Genomic DNA, 18,099 nt, shown 5'->3' with positions numbered 1-18,099 from the left:
ACTTCCTGCTTTACATTTTTCTAGAGGCTGTATTTAAAATATAATGGTGTATATCAATGCCACTAAATATTTTGTTACACTAGAATAGATTATTTAACACTTAATTCTTTTAGCTAATAACTTGAGCTAGATAGAATAAGTTTATTAAAATGTTTATGAAAATTATATTCATAAGCGGATTATACCTTAAGGGATTACGAACCCATGCAAAAAAATATTATATCTCTCATTGTTGGCTTAACGGTTATGGTAACTAGCCACTCGTCTAACGCTGAAAACTTGGTTAATGTTTATCAACAAGCTCAGGCAAACGACCCTGTAGTATTAAAAGCCCATGCTCAATTTATGGCGTCTAAAGAAAATATTATTCAAGCACGCTCTGTTTTACTTCCTCAATTATACGCTTTTGGTAGTTATGAATTATCAGAAAACGAGAGCAACGATATTAAATCTAAAGATGAGGAAACCAAAACGATTGGTGCTAGTCTATCAATGGAATTATACCATCATGCTTCTTGGTTAAAATTAGGTACCGCTAAAAAAATAGCGCATCAAAGTGATATTGCTTTTCAAGTGGCTCAACAAGAATTGATTGTTAGAGTAACAAAAGCTTATTTTGATGTATTAAGTGCAAAAGACGATCTAGAGTTCGCAAAAGCAGAAAAGAAAGCTATTGCACGTCAATTAGATCAAACCAAACAACGCTTTAAAGTAGGCTTAACAGCCATTACTGATGTACACGAAGCGCAAGCACAGTTTGATAACACGGTAACAGCTGAAATTAGAGCTGAAAATAGTGTATTTAATGCTGAAGAAGCGTTAAGAGAAATTACCAACATTTATCCGCGTAATTTAGATGTATTAAATACTAAACGATTTAGTGCTTCTCGCCCAACGCCAGATAGTGCTAACGACTGGCAACAAACAGCAGAAGCGAAAAACTTAAGCTTAATTTCACAAAAAATCAGTGTAGACATCAGTAAAGATAGTATTAATACCGCACGTGCTGGCCACTATCCCACCATAGATTTAAAAGGTCGTTATTCAAAATCTGATATTGACGATCAATTAATTCCGTCACCAACGGTTGATTTTAATAGTCAATCAATCAGTGTTGAAATTAATGTTCCTTTATATACGGGTGGTGCTATTACAAGTTCAGTACGCCAAGCGCAAAGTAATTATGTTGCCGCAAGCCAAGACTTATCTAAAACACACCGTAATGTTGTAAGAAGTACACGTAATGCTTACAACACAGTTATTGCAGCGGTTTCAGCAATTAAATCGTTAGAACAATCGGTAATTAGTGCTGAAAGTGCTTTACGTGCAACTGAAGCAGGAATGGATGTTGGGATAAGAACTATTGTTGATGTATTAGACAGTACGCGTAATTTATATAACGCTAAACGTAATCTTTCATCAACTCGATACAGCTACATTCAAGCAATATTATCGTTAAAGCAAGCAGCCGGTACAATTACCGAGCAAGACTTAGTTGATATTAATAATGGTTTATTACCGTCAACGTAAATAACCTCAGCTCGGGATAAGCAAAGTTACTTAGGAAAATAACGATACAGGTTGAGCTTTTGATAAATGAGAGTTTTAATTCATTCTCTAACATTCATTAACCCGAGTTGAGATTAAGTAATGTATTTAAATATTTAAAACTAAAAAAGGCAGCTATCGCTGCCTTTTCTATTGCACTCATTAAAAGTAATACCATTCCATCTTAAGTTTTTCCCACCTTAATCCAATCTCTACTACACATTTTCATGACCCGCTTTGCATCACTCACAAATGAGTTCCATGCATCAGAGCAAGCATCGAGGATGTCATCATAGCCTTGAAAGCACCTATTCGCTAAATGATGTTGGCGCAACCAACTCCAAACTTGCTCTATTGGATTCAACTCAGGTGAATACGGTGGTAACTTAATGATCGTTACGTTGTTAAATTTATCAGCAAGGTAAACTTGGTGCCATGCAGCACCATCGACAACGATCACTGCATGTCGTCCTTCTTGAGTTTTTTGAGAAATTAAAGCCAAATGTTGTTCCATTACATCCATGTTCATTACTGGAGAAATCAGTGCCTCAGTTGCGCCTGTTGATGGGCAAACAGCACCAAAAAGGTAAGCGTATTCAAACTGTTGTTGCCTAACGGCTCTCGGTCTTGTTCCTTTCTCTGCCCAGAGCCTTGTCGTTGTATTTTGCTGTCCAAAACGTGCTTCGTCTTGGAACCACACATCTATCTCTTTAAGCCTCACATTCCATGGGATCGTGCGGATCATTTCACTTTCGAATTTTTTTAAAATCTTCTTGTACTTCATCAGACTGCTTTGGGTGTCGTGAGCGACTTGTTATCCAACTAAACCCCATTGATTTTAATAACTTATAAATGGCGTTGGGGTGATAATCAACATCAAAATTAGCGTTGATATATAGTCGGATACACTCACCCGTTAGTCGTCCACCCATATCGGATTGGCATTGAGCCTTTATATATTGACTCAATATTTCTTTATCTTGCTCTGTAAGATAGCTAGGTCGCCCTGTAGGTTTTTTACTCTCAAGACCAAGTAAACCTTCGCTGATGTAGTTCGCAACCCAATCATTAACAATTCTTCTACTTATATTAAGTGTTCTAGCAACTTCTGATCTATTCTTACCCGATTTAAAGTGCGAAACGGCTAGCAAGCGCAGTCTCATTCGATGATCTTTTACTTTGTTGGAGAGTATTTTTAATTCTTGTGAGCTATGAGTGTTCAATGTCATTTATTATGAGTAAATAAATGACATTAGATCACATAATTAGACTAATTGGTATAACGATCATTTATTAACAAGATTTAATCATTAATCTTCGAGTTTAATCGCATTTATAATAGCGCTTGTTGAAATACCTTCTTCAAAATTAAGTACTTTAACCTCGCCACCAGCTGCTATCACTTCAGCTCCACCAGCAATTTCTTCCACTTTATAATCACCACCTTTTACTAAAACATTAGGTAAAATGTTAGCAATAAGTCGTTGTGGCGTATCTTCAGTAAATGGAACAACCCAATCTACAGCGCCTAAACCAGCCAACACAGCCATACGTCTATCGTTAGGATTTACAGGTCTGCCTGAACCTTTTAAACGTCTAACTGAGTCGTCGCTATTAACGGCAACAATTAAACGTGTTCCTAAAGCTTTAGCGTTTGCTAAGTAAGATACATGGCCAGCATGTAAAATATCAAAGCAACCATTCGTCATTACAATTTGTTCACCACGAGCTTGGGCTAAACCAACCGCTATTTTCAATTGTTCTTCTGTTAATACACCAAAACCGCTTTCTTGCCCGGTTGATAATGCATTTAATATTTCGGCTTCGCTTACAGTAGAGGTACCAATTTTACCCACAACAATCCCCGCAGCTACGTTAGCTAACGCACTTGCTTGGTCATACCCTGCATTAGCCGCAATAGCTAGAGCTAACGTTGCAATAACGGTATCGCCAGCCCCCGTTACGTCGTAAACTTCTTTGGCTTGAGTTGGTAAATGGAATTCTTCTTCATTTTTACGTAATAGCGTCATTCCTTGTTCGCTACGAGTAATTAATAACGCTTCAAGCTCTAAATCTTCAAGTAATTTATTACCTTTTGCAACAAGTTCGCTTTCTGTATTGCAAGCCCCTACCACTGCTTCAAACTCTGATAAATTAGGCGTTATTAACGTTGCTCCACGATATTTACTAAAGTCAGTTCCTTTAGGATCAACCACAATAGCTTTATTGAGTTTTTTCGCTGCGGTAATAAGAGATTGAACATCTGATAAAGTACCTTTGTCGTAGTCCGACAAAAGTAAAACATCGTGTTCTTGTAACAATTGTTCTACCGAGCGTGCTAAAACTGATTTATCAACTTGAGCAAAAGACTCTTCAAAGTCTAAACGAATAAGCTGTTGATTTCGGCTGAGTACTCGTAGTTTAGTAATGGTTGGCGTATTATCTTGCTTGTCGAATTGGCAATTAATATCCATTGAAGCTAGGCGTGTTTCTAAAATCTCTGACGCTTCATCGTTACCTGTAATACCCGCTAAAGTGACTTTTCCACCTAACGAGGCAATATTTAATGCAACGTTTGCAGCACCGCCTGGACGATCTTCATTATGGTTAACTTTAACAATAGGCACAGGGGCCTCTGGAGAAATACGTTGCGTTGGACCATGCCAGTAACGGTCTAACATGACATCGCCTACCACTAAAACACGTGCTTTGCTAAAAGCTGGAATATCTACTTTCATCCTGTACCCTATACCAGATATAATGCGCGATAGTGTATCACACGAATTACTATGAGTTGAATTTATACCGTGAGTAAAAATAAAGTTTTACAACCAGATTTTAAACTGTCTTTTCTATTACCTAAATACTGGTTAACTTGGCTTGGCGTACTCATTATGTACTCTATTTCCTGGTTACCTTATAAGTTTCAACTCTTTTTAGGTCGTCAAATTGGTAAGCTTCTATTTAAAATAGGTTCAAGCAGAAAAAAAGTTGCCGCTCGTAATTTAGCACTCTGTTTTCCTGATATGGCTGAACATGAGCGCGAACAACTTTTACGTAAGAACTTTGAAAGTACAGGGATAGCACTTTTAGAAACAGGCATGGGGTGGTGGTGGCCTGACTGGCGTGTTAAGCGAAAATTTACCGTTACAGGTTTAGAGCATATTGAAAAAGCTAAGCAAGAAGGTCACAACGTATTTTTGTTAGCTATGCATTATTTATGTGCTGAAATAGCTGGCCGTGGTTTTGGGCTTAATCATCAATTAGTTATTTTTTATCGCCCGCATAACAATCAGTTAATGGAATTTTTCCAATACAGAGGCCGAGGCAGATCGAATAAATACATGTTAGGTAAGCGAGATGTAAAAGGCTTAATTAAAGCCATCAGAACAGGTGAATCTAGCTTATATTTACCCGACCAAGATTATGGTAGAAATCGTAGTGTATTTGTTCCTTTTTTTAATGTAAAAGAAACCGCTAGTACTACTGGTACACTTATTTTTGCTCGCCAACCTAATACTAAAACCTTTGTATTAATACCCAAACGTAATGACGATGGGAGTGGTTATACTATTGAGATAACACCTGCTTTAGACGATTTCCCTACCGACGATGATATTAAAGACGTGACCCGCATTAATCACGAAGTTGAAAAAGCGGTTATGCGTAAGCCTGAACAGTACATGTGGTTACACAGAAGATTTAAAACACGACCTAATGAAAATGACCCAAGTTTGTATAAATAGGATTTGTTAGTTAAGGTATATATTATCTAACATTATTAATGAGTAAGGTCTTATGGGTTTTTGGATACGAAATATTATATTTGGCACGATATTAGTTATTCTTGCCTATTTATTTTTTGCTAATCAAGACTTACTCATGTCGTTAGCTAGCGATGAAAAACCTGTCGCAGCTAGCGTTCCAGCACAAGCTATTGGGGACAAAACATCAAACAAAATGAATACCAAGCCTCCCTCTCCTACACAAGCTAAACCTATAGAAAAGAAAAAAAGTGAAAATAAAGCAGCAACAGGTTTATCAACATTTTACGCCAATATTAATGGCGAGTCTGATATAGATAAACCCACTATTCGTAATAATATTGTTTATTTGCCTGATCCTAAAGGTGACCTAGAGTTACTATTAAATGCACGCAAAAAAGTGGTTCGAGCTTACCCTAGAAACTGGCAAGGCACCACAGAATCAAGACCTTTTAGACTTGGTGAAACTGTTTTTCAAAAATTATCTGAATATGCTAAAGAAGATAAACTGGAAGTTTATTGGCGACTTAATCGTGATTATGTCGTTAAAGATGCTTTTAGGATCAATAAAAATATTTTAAAAACAGCCTTACAACTAAGCCAAGGAATTAGCGGGCATTTCCAAAATGGTGTTTCTACTTATTTCTGTTATCAATCACGTGCTATCGTTGTTATAGAAGGTACAAAGTCTTATCTAGACGAAGAATGTGCCTTATTGAAGTCAAACTCTGGTTATTAAACCGAATTTTTGGTTATCCTAGCATTCACAGTATGTATTAGTTTTATAATACCAAACGCATTAATGAATTGACTATTTAGACGAGTATAAATCATCAATGCCTTATTGCGATTGGTATTATAGGCCTTTTCAATTTAACGTTTATTTATACTCCACATACCAGGTCCATTAGTTGCTATAAATAAAAAGCCAAAACAATAAATAGTGGCTAACTCTCCCCCATTGGCAATAGGGAATGGATTATTAAGTCCATGTGCCAACCAATAAGCAACTGCCATTGTGCCACTAGCTAAAAATGCAGCCCCTCTAGCATAAAAGCCCAACATGACGAGCGTCCCACATACTAACTCTATAATTCCTGCACTCATAATCATAGGATTTATCGGGTACGGAAATTCAATAGGAAAAGAAAGTAACTTTTGGGTACCATGAAAAATAAATAAAAAACTTAGCACTATACGAAAAGCCGCATATGTATGCTCTTTATACTTATCTAAAAAATTCATATATATCTCTCTTATTATAATAAAGCCCCTTGTTCGGGATGAAATTTAACTATACCCGTTCCGCGATGTACTTTTTCTACCAAGAACCATACAAGGAACAGTTATGAAGAAATTAGTTGATTTATATTGTGATGTCGACAACTTTCAAAAAGTATTTATTCCGCAATGCTAAAACAACGCCGTAAAAATTATATCAAAATACTTGTTTTCTTTTTTATGGGCCAGTATAGTGCGCGCGAAATGGATTTTACGCACAAATAGTACTGTATATTTGTGCTACTAGTTTGTGTGTATATCCATTGATTTCCTACTATTTTTCTTAGGAATTTACATAACATATAAAGGATTTATATAATGAAAACATATGCAGTATTCTTCGGTTTATCTTTACTTTCTTCAGCTGCTATAGCTAATGACTACAATACTCAAATTGATGTAGATTATTTAAACATTGATAGCTTCAATACTATTAAACTTGAAGGCACATATTACCTTAACAACGTTACTACAAATAATACAGCATGGTCTGAAGCTGCGTTTATGGGTAGAAACACTAGTGCTAACCTTAGCTACACTGATTTCGATGGTGATGCCTATCAACTAGTATTAGGTGCTGACTATTACCACAATGACCTTTTTGTTGGTTTAGATGTAACTTATTTCGATGTTGATGGTGGAGGCGATGACACTGGACTTGTTGGTGAAATCGGCTACTTTTTTGATAAAAACTGGATGGTTTCAGTTTCTGGCGCTGATGAAGAATTTTCTGATTCTTTAGCGTTAAACACTAAATATATTGCTACATTAAATAACGGTACTTTTGTTAATGTAGAAGTGTCTTACCTTAATTTAGATAACGACTTTACAGCTGCAGCAGACTACTTTTGGACTGCTCAATCAAGTGTAGGGTTAAGCCTTTCAACAGAGGAAGGTATTAACGGCACCATTCGTGCTCAACACTTTTTCACTCCAGCGATTTCAGCTCGTCTTGAGTATGTTTCATTAGAAAATAGTGATGATGGATTATTATTTGGTATAACAGGTCGCTTTTAAGCCTAATATTATTGAATAAACAAGGGAGACTAATGTCTCCCTTTTTAATTACCCTAAAAGTTTAATTTGATTTCAACTAATTGTACTTTATTCAGTATGATGAAAATAAGCATTCGTAGTGCGGCAATGCTAATTTCATACTAAATACCTATGCTTAATTGATGTTATATTTTTTGCTACTTCGGTAAACTCGCTGTTTGCTATCAAAGAATTAATACCTTGTAGAGTCGCCTTATGACCAAAATCTCGTAAATGACAATAACTCGAAATTAACGCATCTTTATCTTCTTCACTAATTAAAGATAACGCGCATAGCTCATTAAAAATATTAATATTATCTGAATATTTTCCTAAACTAGGGTGTTTATGACCATGAGATAAAACTAAGTATTGCGCTAAAAACTCGATATCCACTAAGCCCCCTTCTCCTTGCTTAATATCAACCAGATCTTCTGTTGATTTATCAAGATGAGACTTCATTTTTTGACGCATTTCTACAACATCTTTTTTCAGTACAGCATTATCTCTTGGGCTAGCAATAATATTACGTTTGATTTCTTCATAACGCTTAACAAAAAACTCAGTACCATAAACACAACGTGTTCTTACCAGCGCTTGATGCTCCCATGTCCAAGCATCTTGCTTTTGATATTCTTCAAAAGTATCAATATGCACAGCTAAAAGGCCTGAATTACCTGAAGGTCTTAAACGCATATCTAGCTCATATAAAATACCACTGGCCATGTTGGTGTTAAAAATGTGCATTATACGTTGGGCTAACTTGGCATAAAATTGACTGGCAGGAACTTCTTTTTCACCATTGGTCATATCGGTTGGCAAACTATTATGTAGAAACACTAAATCAAGGTCGGAACCGTATCCTAATTCTATCCCGCCCATTTTACCGTAGCCAATAACAGCTAAACCTTTATCATCAGTACCTACAGTAGAAAGCGGCTGCCCAAATCTTTGTGTAACGTGTGCCCATGCTAGGTTAATCACTTCAGTAATAATACATTCGGCAATTGCAGTTAAGTGATCGCTTACCTTAGTGATAGGCAATACACCTGATATATCTGCAGCTGCTAAACGTAAATGCTGAACCTGTTTAAATTGACGTAGCATATTCATTTGCGCTTCAAGATCTTCTTCTGGAATACGAAGCATTGTTTCGCGTAATTCTGATCCATAACTAGTTTCTAAGGGCGGATTACTGAATAGGGTAGGATCAATAAGCTCATCAAGTAAAATAGGAAACTTAGCAATATGCTCTGTTACCCATAAACTTGAGCGACATAATTTAATTAAATGCTTTAACGCCCCTTCATTTTCATTAAGCAATTCAAGATAAGCTGTTCGTGTAACTATTTTCTTAAAAATAGAGAGTACGCGCTCTAATGTTGTATCTTCTACATTGTCTTCATTTAAAAAGAATAAGAGTAGCGGCATCAATTTATCTAGTGTTTGACGACCGCGATTACCAATACCTTTTTTAGTCAGTTCCTCTCTAAAGTCACTTATTTGGTGCCAAATACTATCAACTTTCCATGTTTGATTAACTTTACTGATCCACGTACAACTTTCTTCATGATCCCAATCGCTGTCCCATAAAGTCACCCAATGTGAATCTTTAATATGATGATGAGAGCCCTCTTCACCAATAAGCGCGATAAATTCTTTATGAACACCATACATATGGAATTGTAAGTGCTCTAAAAATAATGGCCACGTACTTAACTCATCCTGCTCTAATGCAGCTAAAATTCGCATTTGATCTAATTCAGAGTCAGGTAATGTTTGCGTTTGTTTATCGCCAAGCGCCTGAATAATGTTTTCAACACGTCGTAAAAACTCATAAGCACTTTTAAGTATTGTCATACTCTTAACGGGCACTTCACCTTCTTCCACTAATAAAGGAAGTACGGTTAACAAATTTCGTTGTTGTAAACTTTTAACTTGTCCGCCCCGGATCAACTGAAAGACTTGTACAATAAATTCAATTTCACGGATACCACCAGCACCTAATTTAATATTATTGATGAGTTGTTTACGCCTAACTTCTTGCGCAATCATCATTTTCATTCGGCGTAAACTGTCTATCACACTAAAATCGATATAACGTCTATAAACAAAAGGTTTAAGCATTTTATCTAATTGATCGTGATACTTGCCTGCACCAATGAGGCGAGCTTTGAGCATGGCATAACGCTCCCAATCTCGACCTTGTTCTTGGTAGTAATCTTCCATTGCATTAAAGGTTAACACTAAAGGTCCACTGTCACCGAAAGGCCTTAAACGCATATCAACACGGTACACAAATCCGTCTGCTGTTTGCTGATTAAGTGCTGTGATCAATTTTTGCCCTAAGCGTGTAAAAAATTGTTGGTTGTCAATTGAACGTCTAGCGCCTTGGGTTTCACCTGATTCTGGATAAGTAAAAATAAGATCAATATCGGATGAAAAGTTAAGTTCTTTTCCCCCCAATTTGCCCATGGCGTAAACCAATAAAGGAATAGTTTCGCCTTCGCTATTTTTGGGTTCTCCCCATTTTTCATAACAAAATTGACTTAGCCAATCTAACGCACCTTGCACGAATACATCAGCCAGTTCTGATAAACGTTTTAATGACTCATTTAACGGAATATTTAAAACAAGATCGGCCGTTGCAATAGCCACCATTTCACGTAATCGAAATAACCTTAGTGCTTTATGTAAATCCTCTTCAGTTCTACATTCACTTATAAAATCACTTAATAACTTTTGATAGTTAGGTGTTTCTTTTTGATAAACATAATTTGATACAAATAACCCTATTACAATGTCAGGAGCTTGAAGCGCACTTTTTAAAATGTAATCACTTAACATTATTGCGCTTTTAAAGTGTTCGAGTTGTATCTCTGAAAGTTGTTCTGTTGCATTAGGGTGTTGAGCAGAAAATTGCATCCAACTTTTTTCTTGTTGCTGCACTAAACAAGCAGAAGTTACTTTTTTTACATGGCTATGCATCATATACTCCATAAATAAATGGCATATTTTTCATTAATCTATTGAAATGAGAACTTTAGAGGCTGTTTTTTCTTTAGAGATGTTTTACATTGAATGTAGCTCAAATACAAGTCAGTAACTTAGTTGAGCGTGTGTGAAGTTTTGATTATCACCTTCATTAAAATAAAATGATTGTTGCTTAAAATTTTAAACTAATAACTCATTTTTCGATTACAGTAATGGTAATAAAATAGACTTGTAAGAATAAACGTTTATGCTTTTTGTAAATAGCGTATCAAACCATTAGACATATTATGTCAAGGATGATATTAATAAATAATAATCAAGCATTTTTGAGGACACCTATGGCAGGAATGCACCACGTAAAAATATTGTTGTTGATATTAACGATTGGCTTAATAGGATGTAGCGATCCTATTAATGAGCAAATAGTACAACAAACATCTATTTCGGAACAACGTATTGAACAACTAGCCAATGGATTAAAAAACGGCAGCGTAAGAAATGCTGTTCTTATTAATCAATACGCTGAGCATGTTCTTAAGCAGAAACCGAATTTAGCCCCGTTAATTGAGCAGTTCAAAAAAGATGCAACCGTTGAAGGGCCTATGTTCCTTGCGTTAGTTGATCGACTTAACACAGCTAAAAATCAACCTAATATGTTTGCTAGCAAACAAGCTTTGTATGATGAGTTACTAAATATTTATCAGGCTGCTGATCCTACGTTATTTTCAGATGCCCTTAGCGACCCTTTAAATGTATTAGCAGATATGTCTGACGGACAACTACCTAGAATAAACTCTTTATCGAAAAGCCAGAGTGCTAAAGCAAATAATGCGCAAGACTTTGGTACAGGTGAACAGCTCATTGGTAACCCAAGCTATGGTCAATGGACTACGGGCAGTAATGGTATGTCTTTTTGGGCATGGTACGGCATGTATTCTATGATGGGTGATGTTTTTGGTTCTCGTCGTACCTATTACAATGACTGGGGACGTAGCCGAAACTATAGTTATTATAACGACTATGGAAGAAAGCGTTATAGTTCTCCAAGTCAATTAAGTAAACAAAACTCACTTGAAACCCGTACTCGTAAATCGTTTGAAAGTCGTGGGCAAAAATTTACCAGTGCTTATAGTAAAAATCGCACAGGTTCTTCGTCATTATCAAGCCAAAGCCGAACAGCACAAACGAGTGCTAATAAGTTTAAGTCTACGAGCTCATCAAAAAGTTCGTACGCTAAAGGTTCTTCAAGTTCATCTAAAAACGCCAGTTTCAGAAATAGCTCAAGCTCTACTTCTCGTGGCTTTAAACGCGGCAAATAGCGAGTAGCAGAATAGGGAAAAATAATGAATACATTAATAGATATAACCAATCTCAACCAAGACTTACTAATATATTTAGCCATTGATATTTCAATCGCTATTATACTCCTTGGCGCAATGCGCTTTATTTCTGGCTTTACAGCAAAAGTTAATTCAACTGACGAATTATCTAAAGAAGATAACTTTGCCTTTGGAATTAGTGTTGCAGGTAGTATTGCCGCGATGGGTATTGCACTAAGCGGTGCTATTATGGGTGAAAGCGCAGATAGCTATTTACTTGAAGCAATAGGAATGTTGTCTTACGGACTTTTTGGATTAATTTTAATAAAAATTGGTCGCATTGTTCACGACCGTATCGCATTAAACCAAATTAATAAAACAGAACAAATTAAAGCACATAATATTTCTGTAGGTATTGTTGATGCCGCAGGAGCTATAGCTACAGCCATTATTATTAGGGCCGTACTTATTTGGGTAAATGGTTTAAATATTAGTACCTTTGTTGCTATTGCCGCTGGTTTTGTAGTATCTCAGGCCATGTTAGTAATGGTTACACGTATTAAAGAAAAACAATACGCTAACAATAATCAAGGCGACAGTATGCAAGAAGCTTTTGCAGACGGTCAAACAGCATTAGCTATTCGCTACGCTGGTCAAGTTATTAGTACAGCGCTAGCCGTAACCGCAGCAAGTTACTTCTTAACTTATTCTTCTGAAACTTTGCTAACGAACCTTTTTGGTTGGTTAGTGTTTAGTATCGTTATGACTGTATTAGTTTCAGTGCTTACTACATTAGCTAAAAAACTGATTTTATGGGGCATTAACTTAGTAGAAGAAGTTGATCAGCAACATAATATTGGTGTGGCGAGTGTTGAAATGGCCATTAGTATTTCAATTGCTTTGATCCTTACCGGATTAATGGCATAGCAACTAAAAGTTAATAAAACGACACGTTTGTGTTTAACGCTCTCTCCTTTCAAATAAAGCCGTATAATTTCTATACGGCTTACTTTTTTAACTTACATTTACCTATTAAGCCTTCATGAATACCAATAAAACCTCCTTACTCTGGCACGACACGTTTCTTATATTAGCTATGGCGATTTTAGCTGGCTGCGGACTTATATATGAGTATTTACTTTCTCATTATGCAGGGCGTGTATTAGGTGCTATGGAAAGTACCATTTATGCCATGATCGGCTTAATGATTGTCGCGATGGGGCTAGGTGCTTTTGCAGCACGTAAAATCACCTGTGCTTTTAATGGATTTGTATGGTTAGAACTTATTATTGCGATATTGGGTAGTTTATCTATTTTAATTATTGGTGGTTTTATTGCCATAACCCAAACCTTCCCGTTGCTTATTTCAGATATGTTTTCTTTACCACCCGATGCGATGCCCCGTGGTGGCCTTTTTAAACAACTGAGTTTTATTGCTTTTAATAGCCCATATTTTTTTGGCTTATTACTGGGCTTTTTTATAGGAATGGAGATTCCATTAATTGCTCGAATTCGTGAAGAAATACACGAGAAACATTTAAAAAATAACATAGGCACTATATATGGCGCCGACTACATTGGCGCAGGAATAGGTGCTGCTGTATGGGTGCTATTTTTATTAACAATTGATATTAGTAAAGCCAGTGCATTAACTGCCGCGTTGAACTTATTCGTGGGTAGTATTTTTATCCTTTACTATTGGAAAAAACTCACGTGGAAAAAAACCCTTATTACCTTTCACCTTATGTTATTTGTTGTTGTAGGGGTTGTATATCAACAAGGTAATACTTGGTTAAACCAAATGAATAACCTGCTCTATCTCGACAAAGTGGTGTATTCAGACAAAACCAAATTTCAGCAACTTACTTTTACTCAACGATATATGGGCGTAGAACAAGGCAGTGTCATTGGTTTTTACCTCAACGGACGATTACAGTTTTCATCTTCAGACGAGTTTATTTATCACAGTTATTTAGTTGCGCCTGTATTGGCAGGCTCAGCCCGACAAGATAACATTTTAATTATTGGTGGCGGAGACGGCCTTGCGCTTCGTGATGTACTGCAATGGTCACCTAAACACGTTACGCTTATTGACTTAGACGACGAGCTTATCGATATATTCACCACTCCCGAAAAGAAACTTCCCGTCTCTTTAGCTGCACAAATTAGTGCACTAAACCAAAAAAGTTTGCAGCATAAAAATGTACAAGTATTTAAGAGCGACGCCTTTATTGCCATAGATGATTTATTAGCACAAGGTAAGTCATACGACGCTATTATTGTTGATTTACCAGACCCTAGCCATCCTGACTTAAACAAATTGTACTCAGTTAACTTTTACGCTCGCCTAAAACAACTACTTGCGGGAGATGGTTTAATAGGGGTGCAATCAACCAGCCCTTATCATGCTAAAAAATCGTTTATATCGGTTCAAAAAACCTTAGAAGCAGCAAACTTTTCGTCCGTGCAGCAATATCACGATAATGTACCTAGCTTTGGTGAATGGGGTTGGACAATTGCCAGTAAAATGGGAGCAAGCCCATTACAACGTTTAAATGCATTAGAGGCTTTACCCGTTGAGCATTTTTGGCTAACGTTACCTATGATTAAAAACGCGTTTGAATTTCCTCATAATTTCTATAAAAACAAGGAAAGCATACCCGTTAACTATTTAGGTAGTCATGCCATTTATCAGTTACATCAAAATGCATGGCAAGATCAGCAAGGACTTAATAACTCCTACTTACAATAAATAGATAAATTTAAAAAATAGTAAAAAACATGCTTGACATATTATGTCTAAGTGTTAAATTAACCCCGTTGACATAATATGTCGATTAGCAAAATCGTTTATTATCACTTTAATAATTGATAATGCGAAGAATTAACATGAAGAGGAACAACATGAATATTCATACGATAGCAAACCACCTAAATACAATGGCAGATAGTTCAGAAACAGGAATGGTTTTTGATTGCCAACCCATTTCAGGTGAAGTTGATGTTTTACAAATTTCAGTCATTGACCGTGAAGAGTTACCTATATTTTTATCGGTGTCTGACGATCAAATTCTTTGCATTACTTACCTTTGGGGTGCAGAGGAAGTTAAGTCTGACAAGCTGCATGAAATGCACGAAAGTATGCTAGAAATGAACATACCTATGCCTTTGTCATCATTTTCAAAAATAGGCGACAAATATGTAATTTTTGGTGCTTTATCTATTAATTCAACATACAGCGATATTGAGCACGAGCTTGCTGTATTAAGTAATAATGCCGTTGAAATTATCGACGACATGAGTGATTTTTTAATTTAAACGACCACCTTATTAGGAGTAATAAAATGAGTATTTTCAAAAAGATAATGACGGCTATCCGTGGTGGTGCATCTGAAGTAGGTGAATCGATTGTAGATGCAAATGCTACTCGTATTTTCGAACAAGAAATTCGCGATGCTGAAAACCATTTAACTAAAGCTAAACGTGACCTTACCGGTGTTATGGCACAGCAAATGGCTTCAAGCCGTGAAGTAGACCGCGTTAAACGTGAAATTACTGAGCACGAAGGCTACGCAGTTCAAGCATTAGAGAAAGGCGACGAAACATTAGCCTTAGCAGTTGCAGAAAAAATTGCTGCTTTAGAAAGCGAATTAGCTACTCAACAGCAATCTTTAGATAGTTTTGAAGGTAGCGCGAATCGCTTAAAAGACTTAGTGAAGAAAAGTGAGCGTCAAGTAGCTGAATACAAGCGTCAACTTTCTATGGTAAAAACTACTGAAAGTGTGCAAAAAGCAACATCAGCTATTACTGATAACTTCTCTTCAAGTAACTCTAAGTTATTAAGTGCTAAAGATTCTTTAGAGCGCATTAAAGCTAAACAGCAAAAATTTGATGACCAAATGAAAGCTGCGGAAGTATTAGAGTCTGAAAATTCTGATAACTCGCTTGAAGCTAAGTTAAAAGAAGCAGGCATTGGTGCAACTGACGCAAGCGCAAGTTCAGTTCTTGATCGTTTAAAAGCGAAACAAAAATAGACTTTAGTCGCTTTATAGCAATAGACTAAAAAGATACTGACTCAATCGCTTGTTATGCAAATAACAAGCGATTTTTATGGTGATAAATATGAGCTTTTTAAAAAACATTTTTAAAAAAGAAGCAGAAGTAGAACGTAAATTAACACACGCTAATCAACTCAAAAAAAACGATATTATTGTACTTAGCGATAGCTTTGGGTTACCTGAAACGTTACGTGGTCAAGAGTTTCAAGTATCAGCTATTAACTGTTACGAATACGAAAGCAAAACCGAAACGGAATGGGTACTAAAAGGCACTAACAACACTCAAATTTATCTTACCCTAGATATTGATGATGAAACCTACCTTAAATTCTCTTTAAAAATAGAACGTAATGACGTTGAAACACTTTTCAATTTAGATGATTTTGCCACAATCTTTGACGAACCGGGTAATGCCTTTTTGGAAAGACAAGCTGATTCAGATAGCACATCTCAGTGGAGTAGCGATCAATATCAACAACAAACCTATTCACAAGTTGGCTATTTTCACCGAAAGGATAATCGAGTAGAATCTCTTTCATCGTATGAAGGGAAAGACGCTGGCGAGCAATTTGAGCTATACGCATTATTCGATAAAGAAGATACCAGAGGTATTGATATCGAAGTATGGCAAGACGGCGATACTGAAGTGTTTTTAACTTTGTTTAGACCAACAACCGATATTATTGACATGTATCCAGGAAGTTAACACGTGGCGCGTAAAATACTCGAAAAATGGGAATCATCTGTTAAAGTAGTTAAAGCCGTTCAAGTGGCTTTTGACATGGATGAAAAAATTCAACTAGCTATTAGAAAAGAAGCCTTAGAAGCAGGTTTAAGCCCTTCTGATCAAATACGTGACATTCTAGGTTTACCTACAAGTAAACGTCCTAAACGCCCTCGTTTAACGGTAAGTTTAGCGCCCGCTGATTACGAACTTCTTGCTGAAAAATACAACTTATCACCAGATCAACAATTAGACATTAAAAAGAAATTGATGGACGATTTGATACAACACGTTAATGATGAAAAATAATAGCCATTTAAAGCTTTGTTAAAATAAGAATAAGGAGATGAACGGTGTTAATATTTGAATCCGTTATGGAAAAAACACACTTGTATAAAGTAGATGATTTTGGTGTTAAAAATTACAATTTTTTAGTGTTAACCTGTTTTCTATTTTTAGTCATGGCGTGTCTCACCCTATCTCTCGGTCATATCACCTATATTTTTGAAATAGAAAACGCTAACTCCCCTGTAAAAACTTATGGTGATGCTATATGGCTAATGGTTATGTCGGCCTCAACCATAGGTTTTGGAGATGTTTATCCTATTACCACCATGGGGCGTATCGCTGTATATACAATGTTTTTACTTGGTGTAGGTACATTAGGTACGTTAGGTGCTATTTTCGCTAATCGCATTTTTGGATTTGCAGATACCAATATTAAAAACAGAGAACTACGTAAACAAAATGCGGATATTTACGCTAAATTATTAGAGCTTGAAAAGAAAATTGATGAAATGAATAAACCTTAGGCTTCATTTCATCAAATCATGAGGAATGCAGGGAAATAATCAAAGAATACAGGAAAGTTATTTCCCCGCAGCAAAGTCGACTAACATTTTGCCCGACATTCGATAACCTACCCATTCATCTTGTGAAACAGCACCAATAGACTCGTAAAAATCACGCGAAGGTTTATTCCAATCTAAACAACTCCACTCAAAACGGCCACAACCTTTTTCTAAGGCTATTTGTGCCATTTTCTGCAACAGTAACTTGCCAGCGCCTTTACCTCTATACTCTTGAGATACATATAAATCTTCAAGATATAAACCCGGTTTTGCTAACCACGTTGAGTAGTTATAAAAATAAATAGCAATGCCTATGGCTTTACCTTCAAGCTCACAAATTAAGGCATTTACATGGCTACCTTCAGTAAATATAGACTCTGCTATCGTTTGCTCTGTGGCTAGTACTTCATGTTCAGCTTTTTCATATATAGCTAATTCACGAATGAAATATAAAATTGTTGCTGCATCACCCTTTACAGCTGTTCGTATTGATAAAGAGCTCACGTTATTCTCCTTGTTGAATAG

At 36.3% G+C, this 18,099-nt stretch carries 17 protein-coding genes; 12 read left to right on the top strand and 5 right to left on the bottom strand.

What is annotated here, in order from left to right:
* Nucleotides 1–204: 204 nt before the first annotated feature.
* Nucleotides 205–1,530, top strand: coding sequence for an outer membrane channel protein TolC (gene tolC / locus ACM9HF_RS17235; protein WP_473612057.1), 1,326 nt, complete (start codon nucleotides 205–207; stop codon nucleotides 1,528–1,530).
* A 202-nt stretch (nucleotides 1,531–1,732) separates the two neighbouring features.
* On the opposite strand, the gene ACM9HF_RS17230 is transcribed toward tolC, so the two are convergent.
* Both ACM9HF_RS17230 and hldE read right to left on the bottom strand, forming a co-directional pair.
* A protein-coding gene (locus ACM9HF_RS17230) for an IS630 family transposase (RefSeq protein WP_473612053.1) occupies nucleotides 1,733–2,777 on the bottom strand; the annotation gives its coding sequence in 2 pieces (ribosomal slippage) (nucleotides 1,733–2,306 and nucleotides 2,305–2,777; 1,047 coding nt in all).
* A gap of 81 nt (nucleotides 2,778–2,858) precedes the next feature.
* Nucleotides 2,859–4,286, bottom strand: a complete 1,428-nt coding sequence (hldE, locus tag ACM9HF_RS17225) for a bifunctional D-glycero-beta-D-manno-heptose-7-phosphate kinase/D-glycero-beta-D-manno-heptose 1-phosphate adenylyltransferase HldE (RefSeq protein ID WP_473612049.1) — start codon at nucleotides 4,284–4,286, stop codon at nucleotides 2,859–2,861.
* 69 nt (nucleotides 4,287–4,355) lie between these two features.
* Here hldE and lpxL point away from each other — a divergent pair, with 69 nt between their 5' ends.
* Both lpxL and ACM9HF_RS17215 read left to right on the top strand, forming a co-directional pair.
* Complete coding sequence (lpxL, locus tag ACM9HF_RS17220; protein WP_473612045.1) at nucleotides 4,356–5,294, top strand: LpxL/LpxP family Kdo(2)-lipid IV(A) lauroyl/palmitoleoyl acyltransferase; 939 nt, start codon at nucleotides 4,356–4,358, stop codon at nucleotides 5,292–5,294.
* Nucleotides 5,295–5,346: 52 nt separating this feature from the next.
* The gene (locus ACM9HF_RS17215) at nucleotides 5,347–6,051 is read left to right on the top strand and encodes a TcpQ domain-containing protein (protein WP_473612041.1); all 705 of its coding nucleotides are present in this window, start codon (nucleotides 5,347–5,349) and stop codon (nucleotides 6,049–6,051) included.
* Between the two features lie 134 nt (nucleotides 6,052–6,185).
* On the opposite strand, the gene ACM9HF_RS17210 is transcribed toward ACM9HF_RS17215, so the two are convergent.
* A complete protein-coding gene (locus ACM9HF_RS17210) occupies nucleotides 6,186–6,557 on the bottom strand; it encodes a DoxX family protein (RefSeq protein ID WP_473612037.1) in 372 nt (123 codons plus the stop codon).
* Nucleotides 6,558–6,911: 354 nt separating this feature from the next.
* Here ACM9HF_RS17210 and ACM9HF_RS17205 point away from each other — a divergent pair, with 354 nt between their 5' ends.
* Nucleotides 6,912–7,610: a putative porin gene (locus tag ACM9HF_RS17205; RefSeq protein WP_473612033.1), complete on the top strand. Its 699-nt coding sequence runs from the start codon at nucleotides 6,912–6,914 to the stop codon at nucleotides 7,608–7,610.
* Between the two features lie 135 nt (nucleotides 7,611–7,745).
* Here the strand turns inward: ACM9HF_RS17205 and glnE are convergent, their stop codons facing one another.
* The gene (glnE, locus tag ACM9HF_RS17200) at nucleotides 7,746–10,619 is read right to left on the bottom strand and encodes a bifunctional [glutamate--ammonia ligase]-adenylyl-L-tyrosine phosphorylase/[glutamate--ammonia-ligase] adenylyltransferase (protein WP_473612029.1); all 2,874 of its coding nucleotides are present in this window, start codon (nucleotides 10,617–10,619) and stop codon (nucleotides 7,746–7,748) included.
* 341 nt (nucleotides 10,620–10,960) lie between these two features.
* On the opposite strand from glnE, the gene ACM9HF_RS17195 reads away from it, so the two are divergent.
* The 8 genes from ACM9HF_RS17195 to ACM9HF_RS17160 all read left to right on the top strand — a co-directional run bounded on the left by ACM9HF_RS17195 (nucleotide 10,961) and on the right by ACM9HF_RS17160 (nucleotide 17,535).
* Entirely contained in the window at nucleotides 10,961–11,941 is a 981-nt protein-coding gene (locus tag ACM9HF_RS17195; protein WP_473612025.1) for a hypothetical protein, read from the top strand.
* 24 nt (nucleotides 11,942–11,965) lie between these two features.
* Entirely contained in the window at nucleotides 11,966–12,868 is a 903-nt protein-coding gene (locus ACM9HF_RS17190) for a DUF350 domain-containing protein (protein WP_473612021.1), read from the top strand.
* Between the two features lie 115 nt (nucleotides 12,869–12,983).
* Nucleotides 12,984–14,693, top strand: a complete 1,710-nt coding sequence (locus ACM9HF_RS17185) for a polyamine aminopropyltransferase (protein ID WP_473612017.1) — start codon at nucleotides 12,984–12,986, stop codon at nucleotides 14,691–14,693.
* Nucleotides 14,694–14,845: 152 nt separating this feature from the next.
* Nucleotides 14,846–15,259, top strand: a complete 414-nt coding sequence (locus ACM9HF_RS17180) for a YjfI family protein (RefSeq protein ID WP_473612013.1) — start codon at nucleotides 14,846–14,848, stop codon at nucleotides 15,257–15,259.
* Between the two features lie 26 nt (nucleotides 15,260–15,285).
* A complete protein-coding gene (locus tag ACM9HF_RS17175; RefSeq protein ID WP_473612009.1) occupies nucleotides 15,286–15,975 on the top strand; it encodes a PspA/IM30 family protein in 690 nt (229 codons plus the stop codon).
* An 88-nt stretch (nucleotides 15,976–16,063) separates the two neighbouring features.
* On the top strand, nucleotides 16,064–16,705 hold the full coding sequence (locus tag ACM9HF_RS17170) for a hypothetical protein (protein ID WP_473612005.1): 642 nt from the start codon (nucleotides 16,064–16,066) through the stop codon (nucleotides 16,703–16,705).
* Between the two features lie 3 nt (nucleotides 16,706–16,708).
* Nucleotides 16,709–17,032, top strand: coding sequence for a hypothetical protein (locus ACM9HF_RS17165; protein ID WP_473612001.1), 324 nt, complete (start codon nucleotides 16,709–16,711; stop codon nucleotides 17,030–17,032).
* Nucleotides 17,033–17,076: 44 nt separating this feature from the next.
* Nucleotides 17,077–17,535 (top strand): potassium channel family protein, encoded by a 459-nt coding sequence (locus ACM9HF_RS17160; RefSeq protein WP_473611997.1) that lies wholly within the window; start codon nucleotides 17,077–17,079, stop codon nucleotides 17,533–17,535.
* Between the two features lie 57 nt (nucleotides 17,536–17,592).
* Here ACM9HF_RS17160 and ACM9HF_RS17155 read toward each other — a convergent pair whose 3' ends face one another.
* On the bottom strand, nucleotides 17,593–18,078 hold the full coding sequence (locus ACM9HF_RS17155; RefSeq protein ID WP_473611992.1) for a GNAT family N-acetyltransferase: 486 nt from the start codon (nucleotides 18,076–18,078) through the stop codon (nucleotides 17,593–17,595).
* Nucleotides 18,079–18,099 lie beyond the last annotated feature (21 nt).

Origin of the sequence: Colwellia sp. RE-S-Sl-9 (assembly GCF_048296855.1) — a bacterium.
Lineage (GTDB): Bacteria > Pseudomonadota > Gammaproteobacteria > Enterobacterales > Alteromonadaceae > Pseudocolwellia.
Note: the sequence above shows the minus strand (reverse complement) of the source record. Positions and strands in the feature narration are given on the sequence as shown.

What these genes read in the sequence shown, in the direction of transcription:
- ACM9HF_RS17185 (WP_473612017.1), top strand. Translation starts at nt 12,984, where the DNA reads ATGAATACCAATAAAACCTCCTTACTCTGGCACGACACGTTTCTTATA.
- ACM9HF_RS17170 (WP_473612005.1), top strand. Translation starts at nt 16,064, where the DNA reads ATGAGCTTTTTAAAAAACATTTTTAAAAAAGAAGCAGAAGTAGAACGT.
- ACM9HF_RS17180 (WP_473612013.1), top strand. Translation starts at nt 14,846, where the DNA reads ATGAATATTCATACGATAGCAAACCACCTAAATACAATGGCAGATAGT.
- ACM9HF_RS17210 (WP_473612037.1), bottom strand. Translation starts at nt 6,557, where the DNA reads ATGAATTTTTTAGATAAGTATAAAGAGCATACATATGCGGCTTTTCGT.
- ACM9HF_RS17190 (WP_473612021.1), top strand. Translation starts at nt 11,966, where the DNA reads ATGAATACATTAATAGATATAACCAATCTCAACCAAGACTTACTAATA.
- ACM9HF_RS17175 (WP_473612009.1), top strand. Translation starts at nt 15,286, where the DNA reads ATGAGTATTTTCAAAAAGATAATGACGGCTATCCGTGGTGGTGCATCT.
- ACM9HF_RS17215 (WP_473612041.1), top strand. Translation starts at nt 5,347, where the DNA reads ATGGGTTTTTGGATACGAAATATTATATTTGGCACGATATTAGTTATT.
- ACM9HF_RS17195 (WP_473612025.1), top strand. Translation starts at nt 10,961, where the DNA reads ATGGCAGGAATGCACCACGTAAAAATATTGTTGTTGATATTAACGATT.
- ACM9HF_RS17205 (WP_473612033.1), top strand. Translation starts at nt 6,912, where the DNA reads ATGAAAACATATGCAGTATTCTTCGGTTTATCTTTACTTTCTTCAGCT.
- tolC (WP_473612057.1), top strand. Translation starts at nt 205, where the DNA reads ATGCAAAAAAATATTATATCTCTCATTGTTGGCTTAACGGTTATGGTA.
- hldE (WP_473612049.1), bottom strand. Translation starts at nt 4,286, where the DNA reads ATGAAAGTAGATATTCCAGCTTTTAGCAAAGCACGTGTTTTAGTGGTA.
- glnE (WP_473612029.1), bottom strand. Translation starts at nt 10,619, where the DNA reads ATGATGCATAGCCATGTAAAAAAAGTAACTTCTGCTTGTTTAGTGCAG.